We start from the raw sequence: 23,920 nt of genomic DNA on the forward strand, positions 1-23,920 counted from the left end.
GGGATGGTGTCGCGGTTGGCGCAGGTGAACGTGAAGGTCCGCGACCCCGCGGCATCCGGGCGGTTCTGGGCCGCCGCGCTCGGCTGGGAGGCGTTCGACGGGCACGGCACCAGCGTCCGCCCGGCCGGTACGGGATGGCCGGTGCCGGGGCTGGTGTGCCTGGACTTCATCCCGGTCCCCGACCCGGGAACCGTCCGGGACCGGGCGCACCTGGAGCTCGCCACCACCTCCCCGGCGCAGCACGCCGAACTGCTCACGCACCTGACAACCCTCGGGGCGACGCCGGTCGCCGGAGCCACGGTGCTGGCCGACCCCGACGGCGCCGTGTTCTGCGTCCCGGAACCCCGCGCGGAGTACGGCGACACCGGGCCGATCGCCGCGATCGTCGTCGACTGCGCGGACCCGCGCGCGCTGGCCGCGTTCTGGGGTGCGGCACTGGGCTGGACGATCCACGAGGCCACCGACGAAGTAGCACGTCTCAGGGCGAACACCGGCCCGTGGCTGGAGTTCCACCGCGCCTCCCACGTCGGCGACGCGTTCAACCGCGCCCACCTGGACCTGCTGCCGTCGCCGGTCGACGCGCAGAGCGCGGAAGTCGCCCGGCTGCGGGGCCTCGGCGCCACACCGGAGAACCTCGACGACTATCCGTGGACGGTGCTCGCCGACCCGGAGGGCAACGAGTTCTGCGTCCTCGGTTGAGCGAACACCGCGACCAACGTGGGGTCGTGGAACTTGATCACGCGCGACACCCCGGTGGGGGTGGCTTCCAGCACGACCACCCCGTCGGGACGCGACCGGTGGTGCACGACGGCGGCGGGGTGGCCGTTGGCGGCGGTGGGGGTCAGCCGCCAGTCGCCGGGTGCGCCGAGGACGTGGGTGGCGAGCAGGTGGATGCAGTCGGCCCGGCCGGACTGCCAGTCGCGGAACGGCGTGGCCTCCAAGGTCGCGTCGGCGCGCAGCACGGTTTCGAGCAGCGCCGCGTCGGAGTGTTCGAACGCGGTGATGTAGGCCTCCAGGAGGGCGCGGGCGCGCGGATCGGACGGTTCGAGGAGCTCCTCGGGGTGGGGGCGCAGTTCGTCGAGGCGGGTGCGGGCGCGGTGCAGGCCGCTTTTGACCGCGGCGGTGGTGGTGCCGAGGATCTCGGCGGTCTCCACAGCGGAGAACGCGAGGACGTCGCGGAGCAGGAGGATGGCGCGTTGGCGGGCGGGCAGGTGCTGCAGGCCGGCGATCAGCGCCAGCCGCAGCGATTCGCGGGTGACGACGGTGGTGGCCGGATCGTCGATCCACGCGGGGTCGCCGATCCACGCGTCGGGCAGCGGCTCCAGCCAGCTGACGCCGTCGTCGGTGCCGGTGAGTCCGGAGGGCAGCACCCGCACGGGCCGGGTCCGCGACGCGGTGAGGCACACGTTGGTCGCGATGCGGTACAGCCAGGACCGGACCGACGCGCGGTGTTCGAACCGGTCGTAGGAACGCCACGCCCGCAGGTACGTTTCCTGGACGAGGTCCTCGGCGTCGTGCGGGGAGCCGACCATGCGGTAGCAGTGCGCCAGCAGTTCCCGGCGGAACCGTTCGGTGTCGGCAGCGAAGTCGGCCACGGAGTCAGACAACCAAAGCCAGTTTGCCGATGGTAGTCCGCGCTTCGAGGTCGGCGAGGGCCTGCGCGCCGTCGGCCAGGGCGTACGGGGTGGGGTCGGTGGGGGTGAGGACGCCGGCGGCCAGCAGCGCGGCGAGTTCGCCCATCACCTCGCCGAAGACCTGCGGCGCGGCCTGCGCCAGGACCCCGATGTTCAAACCCATGACCTGCACCTGATCGACGTAGACCAAGTGCTCGTTGGTGAGCGACGCGGTACCGCCGGGCAAGCCGAACACGACGACACGCCCGGTGACGCGCCGGGCCGCCGCCAGGGCGGCCGCGAACGAGGGGCCGCCGCCGGACTCGAGCACCAGGTCGGCGCCGTGCCCACCGGTGAGGTCCCGCACCGCGCCGGGCAGGTCGGTACGGTGCGAGTCCAGGATGTGGTCGGCGCCCGATGCCCGCACGGTGGCGTGTTTGGCCGGCGAGGCGGTGGCGATGACCGTCGCTCCGTAGTGCTTGGCCAGCCGCACGGCGGCCTGCCCGGTACCGCCCGCGGCGGCACCGATGAGAACGGTCTGTCCCTGCGTGAGGCCGCGGAGGGCTGCCAGCGCGGTCGGCCAGTTCACCGTGAGGCCCAGGGCCTGCGCGTCGCTCCACCCCTCGGGCACGGGCATGGCCGAGGACAGCACCGTGTACTCGGCGAACGTGCCCGCGCCGACGCCGGTGACGCGCTCACCCGCGCGGGGCCCGGCGACGATCTCCCCGGCGGCTTCGAACCCGGCCACGAACGGCGCGGCGGGTCCGCCGGGGGACGTGCCGTAGGCCTGCAGGACGTCGCGGTAGTTGACGCCCGCGGCGGTGACCCGGACCAGCACCTCACCCGGCCCGGCGTCGGGAAGGTCGGCGTCGGTGATCAGCTGGAGTCCGTGCGGCCCGTCGAGGGTGGTCTGTTGCAGCGCGCGCATGCTCGGTCCTTCTCCGGTCGGTACGTCGGTCGGTGGGTAGACCTCGGTGACCGGGAAAAGGGTGCGCTTACCGGGGGCAGCCCCAGCGACGCCCGTGCCCCGGCCGCGCGGCCGGGCGATTACACCGATCCAGCTGTGAACGGCGGTTTACTAACGGTGGGGTGCTGTGGTTGCCTGGGAGCCGCCCGAGCTAGGGAGCGCGCGATGGAGTCCTTCGTCCAGTTACGACGCGGCACCACCCCGCGGCGGATCCACGCCGACCTCGACGGTCTCAAGGACGACGAGCTGGGCCGGTCGGGGTTCACCGGCAGAACCGCGCACCTCTACCGCCGCCACGACCCGACCGCGTTCCGGGTGGAGGGTCCGCTGGCCGGCACCGACCTGCTCGTCGGCACCCTGCAGCCCAGCGACGCGACCGACGCGGCGGGGATTCCGCTGCTGCTGTTCACCAACCCGGACGTGCGGATCTCGGTCAGCGCCCGCACTGCCCCGCACCCGTTCTACGTGCGGCACGTCGACGGTGACCTGCTCTATTTCATCCACGCCGGTAGGGGGGTGTTCGTCACCGAGTTCGGGGACCTGCCCTACCGGCCGGGTGACTACGTGTACCTGCCGAAAGCCACCACCCACCGGCAGGTCCCGGCGCAACCCACGACCGCGCTGGTGCTGGAGACCACCGACGAACTGCGCACACCCCCCGCCGGGGCGCTGGGCCGGCACTTCCCGTTCGACCCGGCGCTGGTCACCGTCCCCGACGCCCGGGCGATCGACGACGACGGCCGCGACGAGTACGAGGTGCGTCTCTACCACGACGGCGGACCCACGAGGCTGTTCTATCCGCACGACCCGTGCGACGCCGAAGGGTGGCGCGGCGACAACTTCCCGTTCGTGTTCAACGTCGCCGACTACACCGTCATCACCAGCGACGCGGTGCACCTGCCCCCGACCGTGCACCTGTTCCTGCAGGCCACGGGGGTGGCGGTGCTGAACTTCCTGCCGCGCCCCGCCGAAGGCGTGCCGGGCACCGAACGGTATCCGTGGTACCACCGCAACGCCGACCACGACGAGGTCGCGTTCTTCCACGGCGGCAGCGTCTTCGGCGTCGACGTCCCACCCGGGCTGCTCGCGCACACCCCGCAGGGCCTGCACCACGGCGCCCCGGAGGCCGCCCGCGAACGTGCCCGCCGCACGTTCGCCGACTACGACCGCGTCGAGTGGCGGATCATCGCGATCGACACCCGGCGCCGGCTGGTGCCCACGGCGGCGGCCCGCCGGTGAGCTCCTACGAGCGGGTCCCGTACCTGGTGGTGTTCCCCGACTCCGCCACCCACCGCGACACCTACGGCGGCGCCGGGCAGATCGTCGCCCTCGAGAGCTACCTCCTGCGTCCCCCGGCGCCCAGTGACACGGTGCTGGTGTTCATGCACCCCATCGGGGGCGGCGCCTACCTGCCGATGGTCACCGCCCTGGCGAAGGCCGGGCATCACGTCATCTACTGCGGCAGCCGCTACCGGGGCGTCGATTCGGCGCTGATCATGGAGAAGGTCGTCGAGGACCTCGGCGCGTGCGTCCGCGACGCCAAACACCGCCTCGGCTACGCACAGGTGGTGCTGGCCGGGTGGTCCGGAGGAGGCGCGCTGTCGCTGTACTACCAGCAACAGGCCCGCCACCCCACCGTCGTGGCTCCGCCCGGCGGCGGGCCGCCCGATCTCACCGCCCTCGGTCTGATTCCGGCCGACGCGATGCTGCTGCTCGCCGCGCACGTCAGCCGCCACGGCACCCTCACCGAATGGCTGGACGCGTCGGTCCTCGACGAGACCGACCCGTCGGTGCGTGACCCCGAACTGGACCTGTACGACGCCGCGCGCCCGCCCTACCGCGACGAGTTCCTCGCCGTGTACCGGGCGGCGCAGGTCGCCCGCAACCGGCGCATCACCGTCTGGGTCCACGACCAGCTCAAACGCCTCGGCCCGGACGAGGAACGCGGGTTCGTGGTGCACGGCACGATGGCCGACCCGCGGTGGCTCGACCCGGCCGTCGACCCCAACGACCGCGAACCTGGCCGCTGCTACCTGGGGGACCCGCGGATCGTCAACAACGGCCCCGTCGGCCTGGCCCGCTTCACCACATTGCGCTCGTGGTTGTCGCAGTGGAGCTACGACGACGCGCTCGGCGACGGGGTGCGCTGCGCCGCCGACGTGGGCGTGCCGACGCTGGTGATCGGCAACAGCGCCGACGACGCCTGCACCCCCAGCCACACCACCCGCCTGTTCGACGCGATCGGCCACCCGGACAAGACCCGGCACACCGTGCAGGGCGCCACGCACTACTACGCCGGAGAAAACCAGCGGCCACGGTTGGCCGAAGCCGTGCACGTGGTCAGCCAGTGGCTGGCCGCCCGCAACCTGGGAGGCACCCGGTGAGCATCCGATCCGCCGTCCGCGCGTTCATCGACGACGAGGTCGTTCCCGCGGAGCGTGAACTGAACGCCGCGAACGGGGGCGAGCCCCTCCGCAGGTTGAAACACAGCGCGAAAGACCAGGGCCTGTGGGCGCTCGGACACCCCACCGAACTCGGCGGCGGCGGCCTGTCCTTCGGCGACTTCGTCCTCGTCAACGAACACATCGGCCGCTCCAAGTGGGGCCAGCTCGCCCTCGGCACCGTGTCCATGCAGGACTCGATCATGCTGCACCGCTTCGGCACCGACGAACAGAAGAAACGCTGGCTCGAACCGCTCGTCGCCGGCGACATCATGCCGTCGGTGGGGCTCACCGAACCCGAGGTCGCCGGCTCCGACCCCACCCTCATCCAGGCCACCGCCCGCCCCGAGGGCGACGAATGGGTCGTCGACGCCCACAAGTGGTTCACCACCGGCGCGTCCGGCGCCGCGTTCACCACGATCTTCGCCCGCACCGAACCCGAGGGCACCGACCCCCACCAGGCGCTCTCCGCGATCGTCGTGTCCGCCGGCACGCCCGGCTTCCAGATCGTGCGCGTGGTCCCGACGATGGGCACCACCCACGGCGACCACTGCGAGATCCGCCTCACCGGGGTGCGGGTCCCCGCCGACCACCTGCTCGGGGAGCGCGGCTGCGGATTCCACGTCGCGCAGATCCGCCTCGGCCCCGGGCGCATCTTCCACGCCATGCGCTGGCTCGGCCAGGCCCAGCGCGCGTTCGAACTCATGCTGGAACGGGCCCGCACCCGCTACGCCCACGGCTCGGTCCTCGGCGAGAAAGGCGAGATCCAGCGCTACATCGCCGAATCCGCCGCCGACATCCAGGCCGCCCGCCTCCTCGTGCTCGACGCCGCCGACGCCTACGACCAGGACGGACGCGCCCGCGACCAGATCGCCATCGCGAAGTTCTGGGTCGCCCGCGTCCTGCACGACGTCATCGACCGCGCCATCCAGGTCCACGGCGCGCTCGGCGTCACCGCCGACACGCCCCTGGAGGAGATGTACCGCGAAGCCCGCTACGCGCGCATCTACGACGGCCCCGACGAGGTGCACCGCATGACCGTCGCCCGCCGCCTGCTCGCCGACCCCCGCCGCGCCCCCTGGCTGCGCGGCGACAATGACTGACCGCGCCGCACCACCGGTCGGCGGACACACGCCACCGGCCGCGACCCCGGCCACCGCGGCGAGCAGCACCGTCCGGGACGCGCTGCGGGCACGGCTGACGCACCTGTGGGGACAACGCGTCACCGTCGCCGAACCACGGCTGCTCACCGGCGGCGCCAGCCGCGAAACCCTCCGCGTGGCCGTACGCGCCGGCGAGAACACCCGCGACCTGGTGCTGCGCCGTGACCTGCTCGGCGCCCCCGACGGCCTCGCCCGCGAAGCCGCCGCCCAGCGCGCCGCCGCGGCCGCCCACGTCCCCGTCCCGGTCGTCGTCGACGACGGCCCCACCCTCGACGGGCACCCCTACCTGCTCATGGGCCACGTCGACGGCGAAGCCCTCCCGCAACGCCTCCTGCGCGACGACGCCTACGCCGCCGTCCGCGCGTCCCTCGCCGACACCCTCGGCACCCTCGCCGCCCGCATCCACACCATCGACCCCGACACCATCCCCGGCCTCCCCGGCTCCGACCCCCTCACCCTGCTCCGCGAGATCGCCGACGACGACACCCCCCGCCCCGCCGTCGAACTCGGCCTCGCCTGGCTCACCCACCAGCGCCCCCAACCGCGCACCGGCACCCTCGTCCACGGCGACCTGCGCAACGGCAACGTCCTCGTCGGCACCGAAGGGCTACGCGCCGTCCTCGACTGGGAACTGGTCCACCGCGGCGACCCCACCGAAGACCTCGGCTGGCTCTGCGTCAAAGCGTGGCGGTTCGGCGCCGCACCCCCCGTGGGTGGCTTCGGCACCCGCGAACAACTCCTCGCCGGGTACCGGCGCACCGCCGGCTGGGCCCCCACCCTCACCGAACTGCACTGGTGGGAGGTGTACGGAACACTGCGGTGGGTGCTGCTGTGCCGGGTCCAGGCCCTCGGATACCTGCGGGGCACCCGCGACTCGCTCGAACACGCCGTCATCGGCCGCCGCGTCGCCGAAGCCGAATACGACCTGCTGCTCGCCCTCGGCGCGTGCACCCCCCAACCCGCTGCCGACGTCCTGCGCGAGGAAACCCCACGCCACACCGCGGAAGGCCCGCACGACGCCCCGGACGCCGGGCACCTGCTCACCGCCGTCGGCGACGCCCTCACCACGGGGAAGTTCGGCGACACCTACCTCACCCGGGTCGCGGCCAACGCCCTGAAAATCGCCCGCCGCGAAATCATCCTCGGCCCCCAGCTGGCCGCCCGGCACGCCGAACGCCTGCACCTCCTAGGGGTGCCCGACGACGCCGGGATCGCCACCCGCATCCGCGCCGGCGACACCACCCCAGAGCTCTCGACCGCCGTCGTGGAGGCCCTCCGCGACAAACTCCTCGTCGCCAACCCCCGCTACCTGGGCCAGCCCGCCGAGTAGCCAACCGTCGACACCGGCACGGAGGCGTTCCTTCACCGGGGCATCAGCGAAGGAGGCATCCACACCCGCTCGCGCCAGCCCCGCCAGCTCCGCGTCGGACGCACCGAACACCTCACGCACCCGCGCGTACTCACCGGTCAGGGTCGCGCCGATCACCGCGGGCACATCGGTGTTCAGCGTGACCACCAGCCCGGCGTCGATCAGCCGCGGCAACGGATGCTCCGCCCACGACGAAACCAGGCCCAGCGCCACGTTCGACGACGGACACACCTCCAACGGCACCCGCACCGACGCCACCAGCTCACCGTCCTCGAGAATCCGGATCCCGTGCCCCAGCCGCCGGGCGTGCCCGACCGTCAACGCCTCCCGGATCGACGACGGCCCGCACGCCTCCCCGGCATGGTGCACCAACCGCACCCCGGCGTCCCGCGCCTCGTCACACACCCCCGCGAACGGGGCCAGGGGATACGACTCGTCACCCGCCACCCCCAGCCCCACCACCTCGGGATACCGCAACGCCAGCTCCAGCGTCGCCCGCATCCGGGCCACCGGGCGACGGCGGGAATGATCCAGCAGCACCCGCACCACGATCCCGTGCGCGGCCTGCCCGGCCGCAAGACCCGCCAGCACCGCCTCCAACGGCATCACAGAGTCCCCGAGACGCTCCCCGTGGGCCGCCGCGGTGAACGTCACCTCCGCGTAGCCGACGCCCTGCGCCGCCTCGTCCGCGCAGAACTCCTCCGCCACCCGCGCGAAATCCCCGGGCTCCCGCAGACACGAACGCACCAGCGCCCCGTGCTCGGCGAACGCCGCGAACCCGTCGAACGACGTGCCGGCCGGCAGCACCACCCCGTGCGCCGCCGCCAACTCGGCCAGGGTTCCCGGGCGGATCGCCGACTCCAGGTGCACGTGCAGGTGAGCCTTCGGCAACCGCGTCAGATCACGCACGCTGCTCCAGCAACGCACCGATCTCCGCGACCGTGCCCAGCTCCCCGAGGATCCGAAACGTCCACCCCACCGCCAGCTCGTGCGCCTGCCGGTTCACGTCGGTGACCGCATCCGACACGACCACCACGTGGTAGCCCCGCTCGTGCGCGCCGCGCGCCGTCGAATCCACGCCGATGCTCGTCGCCACCCCCGCCACCACCACCTGCGTCACACCCCGCCGCCGCAACCGGTCGTCCAACTCCGTGCCGTAAAACGCACCCCAGTTGCGCTTCGACACCACGAAATCACCCTCCAGGCCCGGCACGATGGCATCCCACCCCTCCGGCAACACCCGCCCGGCGCCCGACCCGAACTCCGACCGCCCCGGCACCCCGTCGCTGCCGTCCAGCGACACATCACGCACCAGCACCACCGGCTGACCCGCCGCCCGGAACGCCTCCGCCAGCCGCACCGTATTCGCCACCACCTCCGCACCCGACAACGGCGCCAGGCCCGGCTGCGCCACCGTGGCATTCTGCAGATCGACCACAACCAGCGCGACGTTCCCGTCGAGCACACTCACCGGCACGAAACACTCTCTTCTCTACGAGGGGGACGGACGAGCCGCACGGTCCAGCAACGCCATCGCCGCGATCACCGTGCGCCGCTCGTCCTCCGACAACCGCTCCCGCAACCCGACGACCAGCCACTCCTCCCGGGCGGACCGGCTGCCGTCGAACCAGGAACGGCCCGCCGCGCTCAGCGACACCACCTGCCGCCGCCCGTCACCCGGATCCAGATCCCGGCGCACCAGGCCCTGCGCCTCCAGCGCCGACAGCGTCGCGGCCATCGACTGCGGCCGCACACCCTCCTTCGCCGCCAGCGCACTACCCGACGCCGGGCCCTCCTTGCCGAGCACCAGCAGCACCGACGTCTGCGACGGCGTCAGATCCCGCACATCGATCTCGTCCCGCCAACGGCGACGCAGACGACTGAACGTCGCCTGCACGTCCCGAGCGGCCCGCACCGCCGAGTCGTCCATGCCCCACACCGTAAAACCTTCAGTCTGAACTGACCAGTCCAACCTGAAGACTGCGTAACGTAACGACGGCAGAAATTCGCGCACCGAGTATGACGGCGTTACCCTCACAGTGTGACCAAGCGGATCACCATCAGCGTCCCCGACGACGTCGCCGCCCACCTCGAACGCGTCGGCGCCCGCCGCGTCTCCGGCTACGTCACCGACGCCATCCGCCACCAAGCCCGCCGCGAAGAACAACTCCGCCAACTCGACGAAGTCTTCGCCCGCACCGGCAACCCCGAACCACCAGACCGCGAACGCGCCGAACGCTTCCTCGACGACATCGCCGCCTGGAAACAACAGATCACCCAACACGCGTGACCGCAGCGAGAACCGTCAGCCAAGTCGGACTCATCTTCGACCACCACCCCCTCACGGCCTACGCCACCAGCAAAGACCTCCTCGCGCCCTCACTCGTCGCCTCCATCCTCGAACGCGGCCAGGCCATCGCCGTCAGCCCACTCGTCCTCGCCGAGGCCTACTGCGGCTTAGACCACGGCGAAGCCGACGTCCTCGACCTGCTCACCGGAGGCGCACTCGCCGCCGCCCTCCTCGTCGAACCCTTCGACGGCGAAGCAGCCCGCCTCCTCGGACGCGACAGCGCCCCCACCCTCTCCGGCACCGGCGGCCACCGCCCCACCCTCGCCACCCTCCACACCGCCCAACTCGCACTGCGCCACTCCGCCGGCGTCGTCACCGGCGAACCCGCACCACTCCGCAAACTCCTCGGCACCGACTGGCCCCTGCTCCAGGTCTGACAACCCACGCCTGACAACCTTCGTCAGCAACCAGCCACCCGACCGAAACCCGCCAGCCAACCCACCGGGACTCGACCTAACGTCGAGACCCGTGACACTCACGGACGCCCCCCGCACCACCACCCAGGCAAAAACCCTCGCCGCCATCACCTTCACCGTCCTCGCCTGGGCCTCCGCCTTCATCGGCATCCGCTGGGTCGGCCAGCACTACACCGCAGGCCCCCTCGCCTTCGGACGCCTCGCCGTCGGCACCCTCGCACTCGGCGCCGCACTCGCCGCCACCCGCCGCTGGGTCACCCCCACCCGGAGAGAATGGGCACTCATCGTCCTCTGCGGCATCGCCTGGTTCGGCATCTACAACCTCGCCCTCAACGAAGCCGAACGACGCGTCGACGCCGGCACCGCCGCCATGCTCGTCAACCTCGGCCCCATCCTCATCGCCCTCTTCGCCGGAATCCTCCTCAACGAAGGATTCCCACGCTGGCTGCTCATCGGCGCCGGCGTCGCCTTCACCGGCGTCGTCCTCATCGGCATACCGTCCGCACGCAACAGCCACGCCGATGCCCTCGGCGTCGTACTGCTCATCGTCGCCGCGATCACCTACGCCATCGGCGTCCTCGCCCAGAAACCCACCCTCCGGCGCCTCCCCGCCCTCCAGGTCACCTGGCTCGCCTGCGCCATCGGCACCATCACCTGCCTGCCCTGGGCACCGGCCTTCACCCACCAACTCACCGACGCACCAGCAGGAGCCACCGCAGGGCTCGTGTACCTCGGACTCGTCCCCACCGCGCTCGCATTCGGCACCTGGGGATACGCCCTCGCCCGCACCGACGCCGGACGACTCGGCATCACCACCTACGTCGTCCCGCCGCTCGCCGTCCTCGGCGGATGGATCGCACTCGACGAAACACCCGCCGGACTCGCACTCGTCGGCGGAGCCGTCTGCCTCCTCGGCGTAGGCCTCTCCCGAAAGCGGTGAAGACCGAAAGACAGTGAGTGTCGCCGTCGGTTGCTTTTCGCTGTTCGAGGCGTCTATTCGAGCGTATGGGCTTGTTATTACCTGACTACTGGCAGGGCCATGTTTTCCTCCAGGTGCGGGAGCGACGCCGTGCCCGGGATCAGCAGGATGTTCGGCGCATGCCCCAGCAGCCATCCCAGCGCGTACTGCGCGGGCGTCACGCCCAGTTCACGGGCGCGCGCGACGTGCTCCGGGTCGTCGTCCACCCGTGGCCGGCCGGGGACCGCGCCGCCGAGTGGGAAGAACGGCACCCAGGCGATGCCCTGCTCGGTGCACAACTGCAGAAGGTCTTCGTCTTCGCGGCTGACGACGCTGTACGCGTTCTGCACGCAGACGATGCCCGCGGGCAGTGCGCGGCGCAGGACGTCGAGGGAGACGCCGCTCAGGCCGATCGCGCCGATCTTGCCTTCCTCGCGCAGCGCGGTCATCTCGGCCAGCTGGTGTTCGACGTCGACGACCTGGTCACCGGTCGCGGTGATGCCGGGCGCGCGGTCCATACGGCGCAGGTTGACCACCGGGATCGAGTCGATGCCGAGGCTGCGCAGGTTGTCCTCGACGCTTGCCCGCAGCTCGGCGGGCTTCTGCGCGGCACGCAGCGGAACCGGTGCGCCGGGCAGCCGCTCCGCGCCGATCTTGCTGACGACCACGACACCGTCGGACGGGTCGTAGGCGTCGCGGATGAGCTCGTTGACGAAGCCGTCGCCGTAGAACTGTGCGGTGTCGACGTGATCGGCGCCCAGTTCGCGGGCCCGGCGCAGTACCGCGATCGCGGCGTCGCGGTCGGCACGGAGGCGTTCGAGGCGCATCGCGCCGAACCCGATCCGGGACACCGTGAGGTCGCCGAGGCTGCCGGTTCCCCCGGCAGGAGTAACTGTCATGGAAAGCTGCCATTCCGTAGAATCACCAGAAGCGGAGGAGCCTCCGCTAAATCGACCGTAGCACGACTACCGGAGGGTCCTCCGTTTTGCCCACCGCAAAAAAGCCGAGGGCCGACGCCCAGCGCAACCGCGACACGATCCTGCGCGCCGCCCGTACCGCGTTCACCGACGCCGACGGCACCGTCGCGCTCGAACACATCGCCCGCGCGGCCGGCGTCGGCATCGGCACGCTCTACCGGCACTTCCCCACCCGGGAAGACCTCATCGAAGCCGTCTACGCCGCCGAACTCGACGAGGTCGTCGACAGCGCGGAAGCGCTCCTGCGCGACCACCCGCCCGAAGACGCCCTGCGCGCCTGGCTCGAGCGCTACGCCGCATTCGTGACGACCAAACGCGGCATGGCCGAGACCCTCCGCACCGCCATGGCAGCCGGCCGCATCGCCCTACCGGCCACCCGCCAGCGCATCACCGCCGCCGCCGCCACGATCCTGATCCGCGGCGCCGACGCCGGCACACTCCGCGCCGACGTCGACCCGGAAGACGTCGTCGTCCTGGCCCTCGGGTCGTTCGCGGCCAGCGTCGACGACCCGACCCGCACCACCCGCCTGACCGCGCTCATCCTCGACGCGGTCAGGTCGTAGGCGTCACCCACGTCGGGTTCGCCGCCACGAAATCGTCCATCCGGTCGTCGTTCATCGCCCGCAACAGATCCATGCTCGTGTCGCTGAGCTTCTCGTACCAGATGCCGTTGACCACCTCGGCGTTGAACTTGCCGCCGTTGGTCTTGATCATCGTCAGCTTGTCGGGCTTGATGCCCTTGAGCGTGAACACCCAGTCGGTGATCGACACGTCGTTGTTGTAGAACGTCAACGCGTCACCCAGGGACCCCAGCACCTTGTTGATCTTCGCCGGGTTGCTGATCACCCCACCCGACGTCGCCTTCTGCATGATCGCCTTGATCAACTGCTGCTGGTGCCGCTGACGACCGTAGTCACCGTCGTTGTTGGCCAGCAGGTCACGCTGCCGGGCGTAGTCCAGCGCCTGCCAGTCCTTGAACTCGTGACAGCCCGGCCAGTACACCTGCGGCTGCATGTTCTCCCGCAACCCGGCCGGCGTCCCGTCGTCGTTGATGTAGTAGGGGACGCCCACCTCGCCGGTGGTCTTGTTCCAGCCGACGTGGATCGACGTCACCTTCTCGTCGACGCACATCCGCACCCCACCCAGCGCCCGCACGATGCCCCGCAGACCCTGGAAGTTGATGATCGCCGCACCGTCGAACTTCATGCCGCCGGCGAGCTCGCTGACCGTGTTCGCCAGCAGCTCCATGCCCTTGGCCTTGCCACCGCCGGAACGGAACCCGAACTGGAACGCCGCATTGATCTTGTCCTGACCACCCGGGTACTGCGTGTCGGAGAACTCCGGGATGTCGACCAGGCTGTCACGCGGAATCGACGCCAAATACGCCTGCGTGTGGTCCGCGTTCACATGGACGACGATGATCGAGTCCGCACGGATGTTGTCCGGGGCGTCGGGGCGCTCGTCGGTGCCGATCAGCAGCAGATTCAGCGGACCGTCGATCGAATGCCCCTGGTCCGCGGCGTCACCCAGCCCGCCGTCCTTCGTGATGTTGCCCGTGTAGTGGTTGATCGCCGCCGGCAGACCGACCAGCACACCGACGCTGAACAACGTCAGCAGCGCACCGATCGCGACGACGAACCACATCCAGCGCGGCGCCCCGCGCCAGACTCCAGGACGCCGCGGCGGTACCACGGGCCCGCCGGTCCGGACGGCTCGTTCCGGGGCGGTGCGCTCCGGCGAGCCGAGCTCGGTCAGCGCTCTGCCTTCCGCGTGCGGGCCGCCCGGACGTTCCGCAGACGCATCACGAACCTCTTTCTTCCCGGAAAAGCACACGGTACGAACCACGCGCCACCTAGACGGTTGCCGTGCGGTCGCTTATTCAATCCTGCCGGACTCCCCGATGGCGGGTGTTTTGGGGTAGGTGGGGTTGGTGTCGTGTGTATGGGCTTGTTATTACGGCTGGTCTCGTCACGCTCCCCCCGCACCTGGACGTGACCCCGCAGCACTACGCGTTTCTCGTCCCCGAAGAAGCCTTTGACGGCATATTCGACCGCATGGCCGCAGCCCGGAACGGCGAGTACTGGGCAGATCCGGCCCGGCAACAGCCGGGCCGGATCAACACCAACGACGGTGGACGCGGGGTGTACTTCCTCGACCCGGCCGGTCACTACCTCGAGGTGATCACGCGGCCCTACGGCAGCGGCGAGAACTCGTGAGCGACTAGCCCCGAGTAGCCGAGCGCCTCGAGAAGCTCGAGGTGTGCGGCGATCGGGATCCGGCCGGTACCGGGTTGGTGCCGGCCGGGCCAGTCGGCGATCTGGACGTGGGCGATGCGCCCGGCGTGCGCGCGCAGAGTGGCCGGGATGTCCTGGTCGTTGGCGGCCAGGTGGTAGAGGTCGGCGAGCAGGCCGGTCTCGATGCCGACGCGGTCGAGGACGGCGACGGCCTGCTCGGCGGTGCGGATCGGGTAGTCCGGGCGGGTGCCCGAGAGCGGCTCGAGCAGCGGAACTCCGATCGCGGAGCGAAGGTAGGCCAGGTTCTCGGCGGCGGTGTCGTCCTGGGTCGCCGCCGACACGTTCGCCAGGCGCTCGCCGTAGAGGACGTTGTGCAGCGTCGAGCCGAGTTCGCTGTCGATGCGCGCGACGCTTTCGGCGTTTTCGCGGACCTCGCTGACGCGGTGGGGGTGCGAGAGGATGCCCCGCTCCCCCGCGGTGAGGTCCCCGGCGAACGTGTTGATCGCGACGAGTTCGACGTCGGAGTCGTGCAGCGCCTCGCCCAGGCGTCGGATCTCGACGTCGGAGGCGACGGGACCGGCGAACGGCCACCAGAACTCGACGGCCGGGTAGCCGTCCCGGGCCGCCGCAGCGGGAGCGTCCCACCACGGCAGGCCCGGGTACAGGATGGAGCAGTTGGCGACGGTGGCGGTCAGCATGATCCGGTCACGCGATCCGCACCGCGTGGTCGCCGACCTTCGGGTAGCGGTTCAGGACGTCCGGGTCGTGGCCGGGAACCACGATCGAGTCGGTCGCGGCTTTGCGCAGCCAGGCCAGGCCGTCGTACATGGCGGGCAGGTCGGAGGCGATGTGGAACGGCAGGTCGCTCTCGAACTCCTCGTAGGTGTGCGACGCGTCCGACGCGAGGATGACCCGGCCGGCGGCGGTGTCGACCTCGACGACGACCTGACCGGGGGTGTGGCCGGGGAGGTCGGTGAGCGTCAGGCCGGGGATGCCCGGATCGCCGAGCGTCAGGCGGCGCTGTTTCTCGGCGGCCGCGACGGCGGCGACCTCGTCGGCCTCGACGGCCTGCGCGAACAGCGGACGCCGGCCGGTCTCGCCGGTCCAGAAGTGGTACTCGGCCGCGCCGGCGACGATGCGGGCGTCCGGGAACAGGTGGACGTTGCCGATGTGGTCGTAGTGGAAGTGCGTGAGGACGACGTCGGTGATGTCCCCCGGGGTGACACCGACGGAGGCGAGGGCGTCGGGCACGGGTGTCAGCGGGGTCCGTCCTCGTTTCCGCGCGATCTCGGGGCGGAACCCGGTGTCGACCAGGATCGTGCGGTCGTTCCCGCGCAGCAGCCAGACGTAGTAGGTGATGTCGACCGGGCCGTCGGGCTGCTGGTAGGTGCCGTAGGAGTGGTAGATGGCGCTCTTGGTGGTGCGCCACTCGCCGAAGCGCACCGCGAGTACCTCGTAGGTCATTGCCGAGCCTCCGCGTCTATTCCGGTGGTCGCCGCGCCGACCGCCTCGATGCGCTCGGCTTCGTCGGCGTCGACCGGGTCGGGCTCGTCGACGGGTCCGTCGATCGGGCGCCGGGACCAGTAGTTGGCCAGCATCGACCCGGTGACGTTACCCAGCGGGCTGAACACCGCGGCGGCGAGACCGGCCGTGCCGAGCAGCCCCATGCCGGTGGCCAGACCGGTGGCCATACCGCCGTTCTGCAGCCCCACCTCGAACGTGGTGGCGCGCGCCGAGGCCTTGTCCAGGCCGAGACCGCGGGCACCCCAGTATCCGAACACGTACCCGGTCAGGTTGTGGACGAGGCCGATGATCAACAACGTGATGCCGACGTCGAGCAGGGCGTCGCGGCCGGCGGCCGTGGTGATCGTGTTGTAGTACATGATCCCGAACATCGACGCGTACGGCATGTAGCGGGTGACGACCGGCCAGCGGTTGACCGCGGCGGCGTAGGCCTCGGCGATCAGGATCGCGGCGGCGATCTGGTACAGCGACTTGAACGCGGTGACGCCGTGCGGCGACATGTTCCCGGTGAGCGCTGACCAGCCACCGGCCACCATGAACACCAGCCACCCGGCGGAGATGACGGCGGCGCCGTGCACGATCGTCCTCGCCCGCCGCGGCGCGGTCTTGATGTAGTCGACGAGCAGCGCCGCGGTGACCGGCACGAGCGTGATCTGGATGACGTCGAACACCATCTTGACCACGTCGACGTCGACGACGCGGCCACCGAGCAGCTGCACCAGCAGCGGTGTGGCCAGCGGGGCCGCGATCGTGGACATCGCGGTGATCGTGACCGCCAGGCCCAGGTTCGCCTTCGCCAGCATGCTCATGACGTTGGACGCCAGGCCGCTGGACACGCAGCCGTAGAGGATGACGCCGAGTTCGATCTCGGCCGGCAGATCGGTGATCGAGACCAGAATGAACGCGCCGAGCGGCATGACCAGGTAGTGGCCGAGCAGGCCGACCGGCAGGCCCCGGGGGTGGCGGACGACGCCGGCGAAGTCGCTGATGCTCATCTGGGTGGCCATGCCGAACATGACCAGCTGGATGATCGTCGTCATCAGGATGCCGCCGGCGAGCTGGACGCCGCCCCAGCTGTCGAAGCCGCCGGGGTAGGTGAGCGCGGCGATCACGCACGCCACGATCCAGGCCGTGTACTGGTAGCTGGCGACGCGGGCCAGCGCGCCGAGACCGAGGGCGACGCCGAAGCCGGTGACGACCAGCGCCGGATGCCAGAGCCCGTCTCTCCCGAGGGCGAGTCCGACGAGGAAGACCAGGGCCGAGATGCCCGCGACGGCGAGCGCTGCCCGCCTTAACTGAAGAACCATGACGAGCTCCATCGTTCGTATGGTGAATTGACGTCCGCAGTGCGGAGCAAGCTATCGAAGGCATCGACCCTGGTCAACGATTTGATTCGCTCTACGGTGCAAGATTCTCTTAGCGGAGCATCAGATTCACTGAGCGAGTCGTCGGACGGCCTCGGCGACCGCGTCGCCGAACGCCGAACACGACAAATCGCCGCCCAGATCCCGGGTGCGCGAACCGGCCGCCATGGTCTCGACGACCGCCCGTTCCACCAGCTCAGCGGCGTCGCGGAGGGTTTCGTCCCCGGTGCGCCGTGCGAGCCACTCCAGCATCATGCGCGCCGAAACGATCGTGGCGACCGGATTGGCGACGTCACGACCGGCGATGTCGGGCGCGGAGCCGTGCGCCGGCTGGAACATCGCGTGCTCGTCCCCGATGTCACCGGACGGCGCGAGGCCCAGACCGCCGACCAGCGCAGCAGCCAGGTCCGACAGGATGTCGCCGAACATGTTCTCGGTGACGAGCACGTCGTAGCGCTCCGGATGCTGCACCAGCAGCATCGAGAACGAGTCGACGAGCGCGTGGTCGATGCGAATCTCCGGGTAGTTCGCCGCCGTCTCGTCGAATACCTGCCGGAAGAACGCCAGCGACCGGAAGATGTTCGCCTTGTCGACGCAGGTGACCTTCCGCGCCGCCCGGGTCCGCGCCAGCTCGAGCGCGTAGCGCGAGACCCGCTCGGTCCCGGCGCGGGTCACGATCATCGTGTCGGCGTAGACCTCGCCGGTGATCTCCGCGCCCCCGCCGAACGAGGCGAACAGCCCTTCGGTGCTCTCGCGCACCAGCACCAGGTCGATCGGACCGTGGTCCGGGCTCAGCGACGGCGACCCCGGATAGGACTTGATCGGGCGCACCCCGGCGTACAGGTTGAGCCGTTTGCGCACGTTGACGATGAAGTGACCCTGCACCTCGGTGCCGTCGGGCATCCGGATGTCGGGGTGGCCCATCGACCCCATCAGGATCGCGTCGGCGCTGTTCAGCGCTTTCCACGTCGACTCGGGGGCGGGTTCGCCGTGCTCGGCGTAGTAGTCCGCACCCGCCTCGAGGAAGTCGAACTCCAGGTCGAGGCCGGGCACCGCACCGAGCACCTTCACGGCCTCGTCGACGATCTCCGGACCGATCCCGTCGCCCCGCAGCGTAGCGATCGTATAGCTCACCGAATGCTCCAATGTCCGAACTATGCTTCGCTTAACGAACCACACACCGCAACGCGGATCAATGCTTGCGGGTTGTCGGCAGGAGCGACTAGCGTCACGCGTCGTCAGCTGATCCGCATTCCGGATTGAGGTTTGTAATGTGGAGTGATTCCGTTCCCGAGGAGCCGACCACCGCGCGACGGGACCGCGAAGTCGCATCGGTCGCGAACGCCATGCGGCTGATCGAGGCGCTCGGCCGGCGCGACGACAGCGGCGTCTCCGAGCTCGCCCGCGAGCTGGCGCTCTCCAAACCCTCGGTCGACCGGCTGCTGAGCACGCTGATGACCGCCGGGTACGTCGAGCACGTCGCCGACACCCGCAAGTACCGGCTGACGATGAAGCTGGTGGCCGTCGCGAACGCGGTCAAGGACCGCACCGGTCTGATCGACGTCGCGCGCCCCTACCTGCTGCAACTGGCCGACGAGTTCAGCGAGACCGTCAACCTGGGCACGCTGCACCAGGGCTCGATCGTCTACGCCGACAGCGTCCCGTCGCGGCAGATCTTCCGCATCGAACCCCGCCCGGGCTCGGAGTTCCCCGCCCACGCCACCGCGATGGGCAAGGCCGTGCTGGCCTTCGCCGACCAGGACGTCCGCGAACGCTACCTGCGCGACTTCCGGCCCCTGCCGTTCACCCCGAACACCACGACCACGGTCGCCGACCTGCGCGCGCGCCTGCACCTGGCCCGCGAACGCGGCTACGCCCTCGACGAGGGGGAACTGGTCGAAGAGGTCTACTGCGTAGCCGCACCCGTCCTCTCCCCCGAGGGCCGGGCGATGGCCGCGATCTCGGTCACCACGATCCACAGCACGTTCACCCGCTCGGGCGACGAGATCACGAAAGCCGTCGTCAACGTCGCGCGTCGCGTCTCCGAGGAACTGGCGGGCCTGCAGTGAGGTCGCAGGAGTGGTTCGGCGGCTCGGACAAGACGGGGTTCTTCCACCGTTCCGGGCTCAAAGCCATGGGTATCCCCGAGCGGATGTTCGACGGCCGGCCCGTCATCGGCATCTGCAACACCTGGTCCCAGCTCGCCCCGTGCAACGCGCACCTGCGTGACCTGGCCGAGTACGTCGCCCGCGGCGTCTACGAGGCCGGGGGGCTGCCGCTGGAGTTCCCGGTGACCTCCCTCGGCGAGACGCTCATGCGCCCCTCGACGATGCTCTACCGCAACCTCGCGAGCATGGACGTGGAGGAGACGATCCGCGCGAACCCGCTCGACGGCGTCGTTCTCCTCGCCGGGTGCGACAAAACCACGCCGGCCGTGCTCATGGGTGCGGCCAGCGTCGACCTGCCGACGATCCTGCTGTCCGGCGGCCCGACGCTGACCGGGCGCCGTAACGGGGTTCCGCTTCCGTCGGGTACCGGTACCTACACCATGTACGACGACGTGCGCGCCGGCACGATGAGCTCCGCGGAGTTCGTCGCCGCCGAGGCGTGCATGTGGCGATCGAACGGCAGCTGCAACACGATGGGCACCGCGTCGACGATGGCGTCGCTCGTCGAGACGCTCGGCATGGCGTTGACCGGCAACGGCGCGATCCCCGCCGTGGACGCCCGGCGCCGGACGCTGGCGCACGACACGGGGGTCCGCGCTGTTTCTCTCGTCCACGAGCAACTGGCGATGTCGCAGATCCTCACCCGGGAGGCGTTCGAGAACGCGATCCGGGTCAACGCGGCGATCGGTGGCTCGACGAACGCGGTGATCCACCTGCTGGCGTTGGCCGGGCGGGCCGAGGTGCCCCTGGAGCTGGCCGACTTCGACGCGCTCGCCGCCGGGGTGCCGCTGCTCGTCGACCTGGTGCCCTCCGGGAAATACCTCATGGAGGACTTCTTCGACGCCGGCGGCGTCCCCGTCGTGCTCAACGCACTCGGCGACCTGCTGCACCGCGACACGCTCACGGTCACCGGGCGCACCCTCGGAGAGAACGTCACCGGCCTCACCGGCTGGGGTTCACCCGTCATCCGGACGCTCGACGAGCCGCTGAAGAAGGACGCCGGCATCGCCGTACTCCGCGGGAACCTCGCACCGGGCGGCGCGATCATCAAGCCCTCAGCGGCCACCGAGTCGCTGCTCGTGCACCGGGGGCAGGCCGTGGTGTTCGAGGACATCGACGATCTTCGGACCCGGATCGACGACCCCGCGCTGGACGTCTCGGCGGATTCGGTGCTGGTGTTGAAGGGAGCGGGTCCGCGCGGATATCCCGGGATGCCGGAGATGGGCAACCTGCCGATCCCCGCGAAGCTGCTGCGTGCCGGGGTCACGGACATGGTGCGGATCTCCGACGCGCGGATGAGCGGGACCGCGTTCGGGACGGTCGTGCTGCACGTCGTGCCGGAGTCCGCGGCCGGCGGGCCGCTCGCGGTCGTGCGTTCCGGAGACTGGATCGAGCTCGACGTGCCCGCGCGGCGTCTGCACCTCGACATCCCGGACTCCGAGCTGGCGTCACGGCTCGCCGCTCTCGGGACCCCGAAACTGCCGTCACCCGGCGGGTACACCGAACTGTTCCAGCAGCACGTCACCCAGGCCGACACCGGCGCCGACCTGGACTTCCTGCGCGGACGGCGCGGACCGGAGGTGGCTCGTGCCGGGCACTGAGATTGCCGTCGTGACCGGCGGGGGAAGCGGCATCGGCCGCGCCGCCGGGATCGCGCTCGCCGAGGCGGGCTTCCACGTGGTCTTCGCGGGCCGGACACAAGCCTCTCTCGACGAGTCAGTGGAGCTCGCAGGCTCGGGGACCGCTCATGTCCTCGATGTCACCGATCGGGGAGCCGTCGACGCGTTGTTCGACCGGCTGGAGCGGGTCGACCTGCTGGTCAACAGCGCGGGAATCTTCGGCGCGCAGAACCCGGTCGCCGAAACCAGCGACGAGCACTGGGATTCCGCGCTCGCGATCAACGTCACCGGCAGTTTCAACGCCGCCCGCGCCGCGTTCCGGGTCATGGCCGCCCAAGACCCCCGCGGGGGACGGATCCTCAACCTCGGCTCGGTCTCCGCGCAGGTCCCCCGCCCCCAGGCGACCCCGTACACCGTCAGCAAGCACGCCGTCTCCGGACTCACCAAGTCCCTCGCTCTCGAAGGCCGCGATCTCGACATCGCCGTCGGGCAGCTCGACGTCGGCAACGCCGCCACGCCGATGACCCGGGGCTTCGGAGTCGGCGCACTGCAGCCCGACGGAACGCGCCGGGTCGAACCGACGATGGACGTCCGGCACGTCGCCGAGACCATCGTGTTCCTCGCGCGGCTCCCGCTGAGCGTCAACGTCCCCTTCATGACCGTGATGGCCACCGCCATGCCGCTCTTCGGGCGCGGCTGAAAGGAAGTCGAGTTGGCTACGAAGATCGCCATCATCGGGTCCGGAAACATCGGCACGGACCTGCTCATCAAGTGCTTACGGGGCCACCCGTCGCTGGAACCCGTCGCGATGGTGGGCATCGACCCCGCCTCCGACGGGTTGGCCCGGGCCGCTCGGCTCGGGGTGGCAACCACCTCGGACGGCGTCGCCGGACTGATCGCGATGGACTGTTTCGATTCCGTCGACATCGTTCTCGACGCCACGTCGGCGAAGGCCCACGTCGCCAACGCGGCCGCTCTCGAGCCGTACGGTAAGACGCTGATCGACCTCACGCCGGCCGCGATCGGCCCCTACGTGATTCCGGTCGTCAACCTCGAACAGCACCTCGGCGCACCGAACCTGAACATGGTCACCTGCGGTGGTCAGGCCACGATCCCGATCGTGCACGCGGTGTCCCGGCTCGCCCCGGTCGTCTACGCCGAGATCGTCGCCTCCATAGCGTCCAAATCGGCGGGCCCGGGAACCCGGGCAAACGTGGACGAGTTCACCGAGACCACCTCCCGGGCGATCGAGGTGGTCGGCGGAGCCGACCGTGGCAAAGCCGTCATCATCCTCAACCCGGCGGAGCCGCCGATGCTCATGCGCGACACCGTGCTGTGCGTGGTGGCCGACCTTTCGCCGTCCCGGCAGGAGGAGATTCGGCAGTCGGTCGTCGCCCGGGTCGCGGAAGTCGCCGGGTACGTGCCGGGGTACCGCCTCAAGCAGGACGTGCTCTTCACCAGGATCGAGCCCGACGAGCCACTGCGGACGCTGTTCGACCCGGTCGACGGCCGGACGTACTGGAAGGTGTCGGTGTTCCTCGAGGTCGAGGGCGCCGCGCACTACCTGCCGGCCTACGCCGGCAACCTCGACATCATGACGTCGGCCGCGCTCGAGGTCGCGACCCGGCTCGGCGCGCTCTCGAAGGTGGCCTGATGACTCGAGTGTTCGTGCAGGACGTGACCTTGCGGGACGGCATGCACGCCATCCGGCACCGCCTGGGCACCGACCGGCTGGTCGCGATCGCCGCCGCGCTGGACGCCGCCGGTGTCGACGCCATCGAGGTCTCGCACGGTGATGGCCTGGCCGCATCGACGTTGACGTACGGCGCGGCGAGCCACACGGATTTCGAGTGGATCGCCGCGGTCGCCGATGTCGTGCGCAAGGCTCGGCTCACGACGCTGCTGCTGCCCGGCATCGGCACCATCGCCGACCTGGAACGGGCCTACGAGCTGGGGATCCGGTCGGTGCGGGTAGCCACGCACTGCACCGAACCGGACGTGGCGCCGCAGCACATCGAGCGGGCGCGGACGCTCGGCATGGACGTGTCGGGGTTCCTGATGCTGTCGCACTATCTGCCGCCTACCGAGCTGGCTCGTTCGGCCAAGGTGATGGAGGACGCCGGGGCGCACTGCGTGTACGTCACCGACTCGGCCGGGCGCCTGACGATGACCGGGGTGCGGGAGCGGGTCCGGGCCTACCGGGACGTGCTCGATCCGTCGACGGAGATCGGAATCCACGCGCACGAGAACCTGTCGCTGTCGGTCGCGAACTCCGTCGCCGCCGTGGAGGAAGGGGTGTTCCGGGTCGACGCGTCGCTCGCCGGGCACGGCGCCGGGGCGGGGAACACGCCGCTGGAGGCGTTCGTGGCGGTCGCGAACCTGATGGGGTGGGAGCACGGCTGCGATCTGTTCGCTCTGGAGGACGCCGCCGACGACCTGGTGCGGCCGATCCAGGACCGGCCGATCCGCGTCGACCGCGAGACGCTCACGCTCGGGTACGCCGGGGTGTACTCGAGTTTCCTGCGGCACGCGGAGAAGGCGTCGCGTGATTTCGAGGTGGACATGCGTGAGCTGTTGGTGGAGATCGGTAAGCGGGGGTTGATCGGGGGTCAGGAGGACATGATCGTCGACGTCGCGCTGACGATGCGCGCGAGTTGATTGCGCCTCTCGGGTTTTTGGTGTCTTTCGGGGTCGACTGACGTCGGATGATGTTGGACCGATGTCTGATTCCGGTCGGTCATGATCGGTCTCGTCGTT

24 protein-coding genes and 2 pseudogenes are annotated in these 23,920 nt (G+C 70.4%); 15 read left to right on the forward strand and 11 right to left on the reverse strand.

What is annotated here, in order from left to right; all coding sequences use genetic code 11:
• Positions 1–3: 3 nt before the first annotated feature.
• A complete protein-coding gene (locus ACGFY5_RS10100; protein WP_392719243.1) occupies positions 4–699 on the forward strand; it encodes a VOC family protein in 696 nt (231 codons plus the stop codon).
• Here ACGFY5_RS10100 and ACGFY5_RS10105 read toward each other — a convergent pair.
• Entirely contained in the window at positions 642–1,607 is a 966-nt protein-coding gene (locus ACGFY5_RS10105; RefSeq protein WP_392719244.1) for an RNA polymerase subunit sigma-70, read from the reverse strand. The two genes, ACGFY5_RS10100 and ACGFY5_RS10105, sit on opposite strands and share 58 nt — an antisense overlap.
• Complete coding sequence (locus ACGFY5_RS10110; RefSeq protein WP_392719245.1) at positions 1,600–2,541, reverse strand: zinc-binding dehydrogenase; 942 nt, start codon at positions 2,539–2,541, stop codon at positions 1,600–1,602. Before ACGFY5_RS10110 ends, ACGFY5_RS10105 begins: the two co-directional genes overlap by 8 nt.
• Positions 2,542–2,745: 204 nt before the next feature.
• On the opposite strand from ACGFY5_RS10110, the gene ACGFY5_RS10115 reads away from it, so the two are divergent.
• From ACGFY5_RS10115 to ACGFY5_RS10130, 4 genes and pseudogenes are all read left to right on the forward strand, one after another.
• Complete coding sequence (locus ACGFY5_RS10115; RefSeq protein ID WP_392719246.1) at positions 2,746–3,819, forward strand: homogentisate 1,2-dioxygenase; 1,074 nt, start codon at positions 2,746–2,748, stop codon at positions 3,817–3,819.
• On the forward strand, positions 3,816–4,964 hold the full coding sequence (locus ACGFY5_RS10120; RefSeq protein ID WP_392719247.1) for an alpha/beta hydrolase: 1,149 nt from the start codon (positions 3,816–3,818) through the stop codon (positions 4,962–4,964). The genes ACGFY5_RS10115 and ACGFY5_RS10120 overlap by 4 nt, the downstream gene beginning before the upstream one ends.
• Complete coding sequence (locus ACGFY5_RS10125) at positions 4,961–6,124, forward strand: acyl-CoA dehydrogenase family protein (RefSeq protein ID WP_392719248.1); 1,164 nt, start codon at positions 4,961–4,963, stop codon at positions 6,122–6,124. The genes ACGFY5_RS10120 and ACGFY5_RS10125 overlap by 4 nt, the downstream gene beginning before the upstream one ends.
• Positions 6,117–7,433: pseudogene (locus ACGFY5_RS10130) on the forward strand (phosphotransferase); the annotation flags it as partial. The gene ACGFY5_RS10125 and the pseudogene ACGFY5_RS10130, both read left to right, overlap by 8 nt.
• Here ACGFY5_RS10130 and add read toward each other — a convergent pair.
• From add to ACGFY5_RS10145, 3 genes are read right to left on the reverse strand one after another with little or no spacing between them, the layout of a single operon-like run.
• On the reverse strand, positions 7,371–8,462 hold the full coding sequence (gene add / locus ACGFY5_RS10135; protein WP_392719249.1) for an adenosine deaminase: 1,092 nt from the start codon (positions 8,460–8,462) through the stop codon (positions 7,371–7,373). The pseudogene ACGFY5_RS10130 and the gene add sit on opposite strands and share 63 nt — an antisense overlap.
• Positions 8,455–9,030: a cysteine hydrolase family protein gene (locus ACGFY5_RS10140; protein WP_392719250.1), complete on the reverse strand. Its 576-nt coding sequence runs from the start codon at positions 9,028–9,030 to the stop codon at positions 8,455–8,457. The genes add and ACGFY5_RS10140 overlap by 8 nt, the downstream gene beginning before the upstream one ends.
• 15 nt (positions 9,031–9,045) lie before the next feature.
• Positions 9,046–9,483: a MarR family winged helix-turn-helix transcriptional regulator gene (locus ACGFY5_RS10145; RefSeq protein WP_392719251.1), complete on the reverse strand. Its 438-nt coding sequence runs from the start codon at positions 9,481–9,483 to the stop codon at positions 9,046–9,048.
• A gap of 111 nt (positions 9,484–9,594) precedes the next feature.
• On the opposite strand from ACGFY5_RS10145, the gene ACGFY5_RS10150 reads away from it, so the two are divergent.
• The 3 genes from ACGFY5_RS10150 to ACGFY5_RS10160 all read left to right on the forward strand — a co-directional run bounded on the left by ACGFY5_RS10150 (position 9,595) and on the right by ACGFY5_RS10160 (position 11,259).
• Positions 9,595–9,843, forward strand: coding sequence for a hypothetical protein (locus tag ACGFY5_RS10150; protein ID WP_392719252.1), 249 nt, complete (start codon positions 9,595–9,597; stop codon positions 9,841–9,843).
• Complete coding sequence (locus ACGFY5_RS10155; RefSeq protein ID WP_392719253.1) at positions 9,840–10,280, forward strand: hypothetical protein; 441 nt, start codon at positions 9,840–9,842, stop codon at positions 10,278–10,280. The genes ACGFY5_RS10150 and ACGFY5_RS10155 overlap by 4 nt, the downstream gene beginning before the upstream one ends.
• 91 nt (positions 10,281–10,371) lie before the next feature.
• Positions 10,372–11,259, forward strand: a complete 888-nt coding sequence (locus ACGFY5_RS10160; protein ID WP_392719254.1) for a DMT family transporter — start codon at positions 10,372–10,374, stop codon at positions 11,257–11,259.
• Between the two features lie 77 nt (positions 11,260–11,336).
• Here the strand turns inward: ACGFY5_RS10160 and ACGFY5_RS10165 are convergent, their stop codons facing one another.
• On the reverse strand, positions 11,337–12,176 hold the full coding sequence (locus tag ACGFY5_RS10165) for an aldo/keto reductase (RefSeq protein WP_392719255.1): 840 nt from the start codon (positions 12,174–12,176) through the stop codon (positions 11,337–11,339).
• 86 nt (positions 12,177–12,262) lie between these two features.
• Between ACGFY5_RS10165 and ACGFY5_RS10170 the strand changes: the two genes are divergently transcribed.
• Entirely contained in the window at positions 12,263–12,817 is a 555-nt protein-coding gene (locus tag ACGFY5_RS10170) for a TetR/AcrR family transcriptional regulator (protein ID WP_392719256.1), read from the forward strand.
• On the opposite strand, the gene ACGFY5_RS10175 is transcribed toward ACGFY5_RS10170, so the two are convergent.
• Positions 12,807–14,099, reverse strand: a complete 1,293-nt coding sequence (locus ACGFY5_RS10175; protein WP_392719257.1) for an LCP family protein — start codon at positions 14,097–14,099, stop codon at positions 12,807–12,809. The genes ACGFY5_RS10170 and ACGFY5_RS10175 overlap by 11 nt on opposite strands.
• Positions 14,100–14,236: 137 nt before the next feature.
• Here ACGFY5_RS10175 and ACGFY5_RS10180 point away from each other — a divergent pair.
• Positions 14,237–14,470 (forward strand): annotated as a pseudogene (locus ACGFY5_RS10180) (VOC family protein); the annotation flags it as partial.
• Here ACGFY5_RS10180 and ACGFY5_RS10185 read toward each other — a convergent pair.
• The 4 genes from ACGFY5_RS10185 to ACGFY5_RS10200 all read right to left on the reverse strand — a co-directional run bounded on the left by ACGFY5_RS10185 (position 14,446) and on the right by ACGFY5_RS10200 (position 18,510).
• Positions 14,446–15,186 (reverse strand): TIM barrel protein, encoded by a 741-nt coding sequence (locus tag ACGFY5_RS10185; protein WP_392719258.1) that lies wholly within the window; start codon positions 15,184–15,186, stop codon positions 14,446–14,448. The pseudogene ACGFY5_RS10180 and the gene ACGFY5_RS10185 overlap by 25 nt on opposite strands.
• Before the next feature lie 7 nt (positions 15,187–15,193).
• Complete coding sequence (locus tag ACGFY5_RS10190) at positions 15,194–15,952, reverse strand: N-acyl homoserine lactonase family protein (protein ID WP_392719259.1); 759 nt, start codon at positions 15,950–15,952, stop codon at positions 15,194–15,196.
• Positions 15,949–17,319: a bile acid:sodium symporter family protein gene (locus tag ACGFY5_RS10195; protein WP_392719260.1), complete on the reverse strand. Its 1,371-nt coding sequence runs from the start codon at positions 17,317–17,319 to the stop codon at positions 15,949–15,951. Before ACGFY5_RS10195 ends, ACGFY5_RS10190 begins: the two co-directional genes overlap by 4 nt.
• Positions 17,320–17,445: 126 nt before the next feature.
• Entirely contained in the window at positions 17,446–18,510 is a 1,065-nt protein-coding gene (locus ACGFY5_RS10200; RefSeq protein ID WP_392719261.1) for an isocitrate/isopropylmalate dehydrogenase family protein, read from the reverse strand.
• Between the two features lie 137 nt (positions 18,511–18,647).
• Here ACGFY5_RS10200 and ACGFY5_RS10205 point away from each other — a divergent pair, with 137 nt between their 5' ends.
• The 5 genes from ACGFY5_RS10205 to dmpG are packed head-to-tail and all read left to right on the forward strand — an operon-like array spanning position 18,648 to position 23,821.
• Positions 18,648–19,445 carry an IclR family transcriptional regulator gene (locus ACGFY5_RS10205; protein ID WP_392719262.1) on the forward strand — a complete coding sequence of 266 codons (798 nt, stop codon included), beginning with the start codon at positions 18,648–18,650 and terminating at the stop codon, positions 19,443–19,445.
• The gene (locus ACGFY5_RS10210) at positions 19,442–21,145 is read left to right on the forward strand and encodes an IlvD/Edd family dehydratase (protein WP_392719263.1); all 1,704 of its coding nucleotides are present in this window, start codon (positions 19,442–19,444) and stop codon (positions 21,143–21,145) included. The genes ACGFY5_RS10205 and ACGFY5_RS10210 overlap by 4 nt, the downstream gene beginning before the upstream one ends.
• Positions 21,132–21,863 carry an SDR family oxidoreductase gene (locus ACGFY5_RS10215; RefSeq protein WP_392719264.1) on the forward strand — a complete coding sequence of 244 codons (732 nt, stop codon included), beginning with the start codon at positions 21,132–21,134 and terminating at the stop codon, positions 21,861–21,863. Before ACGFY5_RS10210 ends, ACGFY5_RS10215 begins: the two co-directional genes overlap by 14 nt.
• A 12-nt stretch (positions 21,864–21,875) precedes the next feature.
• Positions 21,876–22,817 carry an acetaldehyde dehydrogenase (acetylating) gene (locus ACGFY5_RS10220; protein WP_392719265.1) on the forward strand — a complete coding sequence of 314 codons (942 nt, stop codon included), beginning with the start codon at positions 21,876–21,878 and terminating at the stop codon, positions 22,815–22,817.
• Positions 22,817–23,821: a 4-hydroxy-2-oxovalerate aldolase gene (gene dmpG / locus ACGFY5_RS10225; RefSeq protein ID WP_392719266.1), complete on the forward strand. Its 1,005-nt coding sequence runs from the start codon at positions 22,817–22,819 to the stop codon at positions 23,819–23,821. The genes ACGFY5_RS10220 and dmpG overlap by 1 nt, the downstream gene beginning before the upstream one ends.
• Positions 23,822–23,920: the final 99 nt, after the last annotated feature.

Origin of the sequence: Cryptosporangium sp. NPDC048952 (assembly GCF_043197895.1) — a bacterium.
In the GTDB taxonomy this organism is placed as follows: domain Bacteria; phylum Actinomycetota; class Actinomycetes; order Mycobacteriales; family Cryptosporangiaceae; genus Cryptosporangium.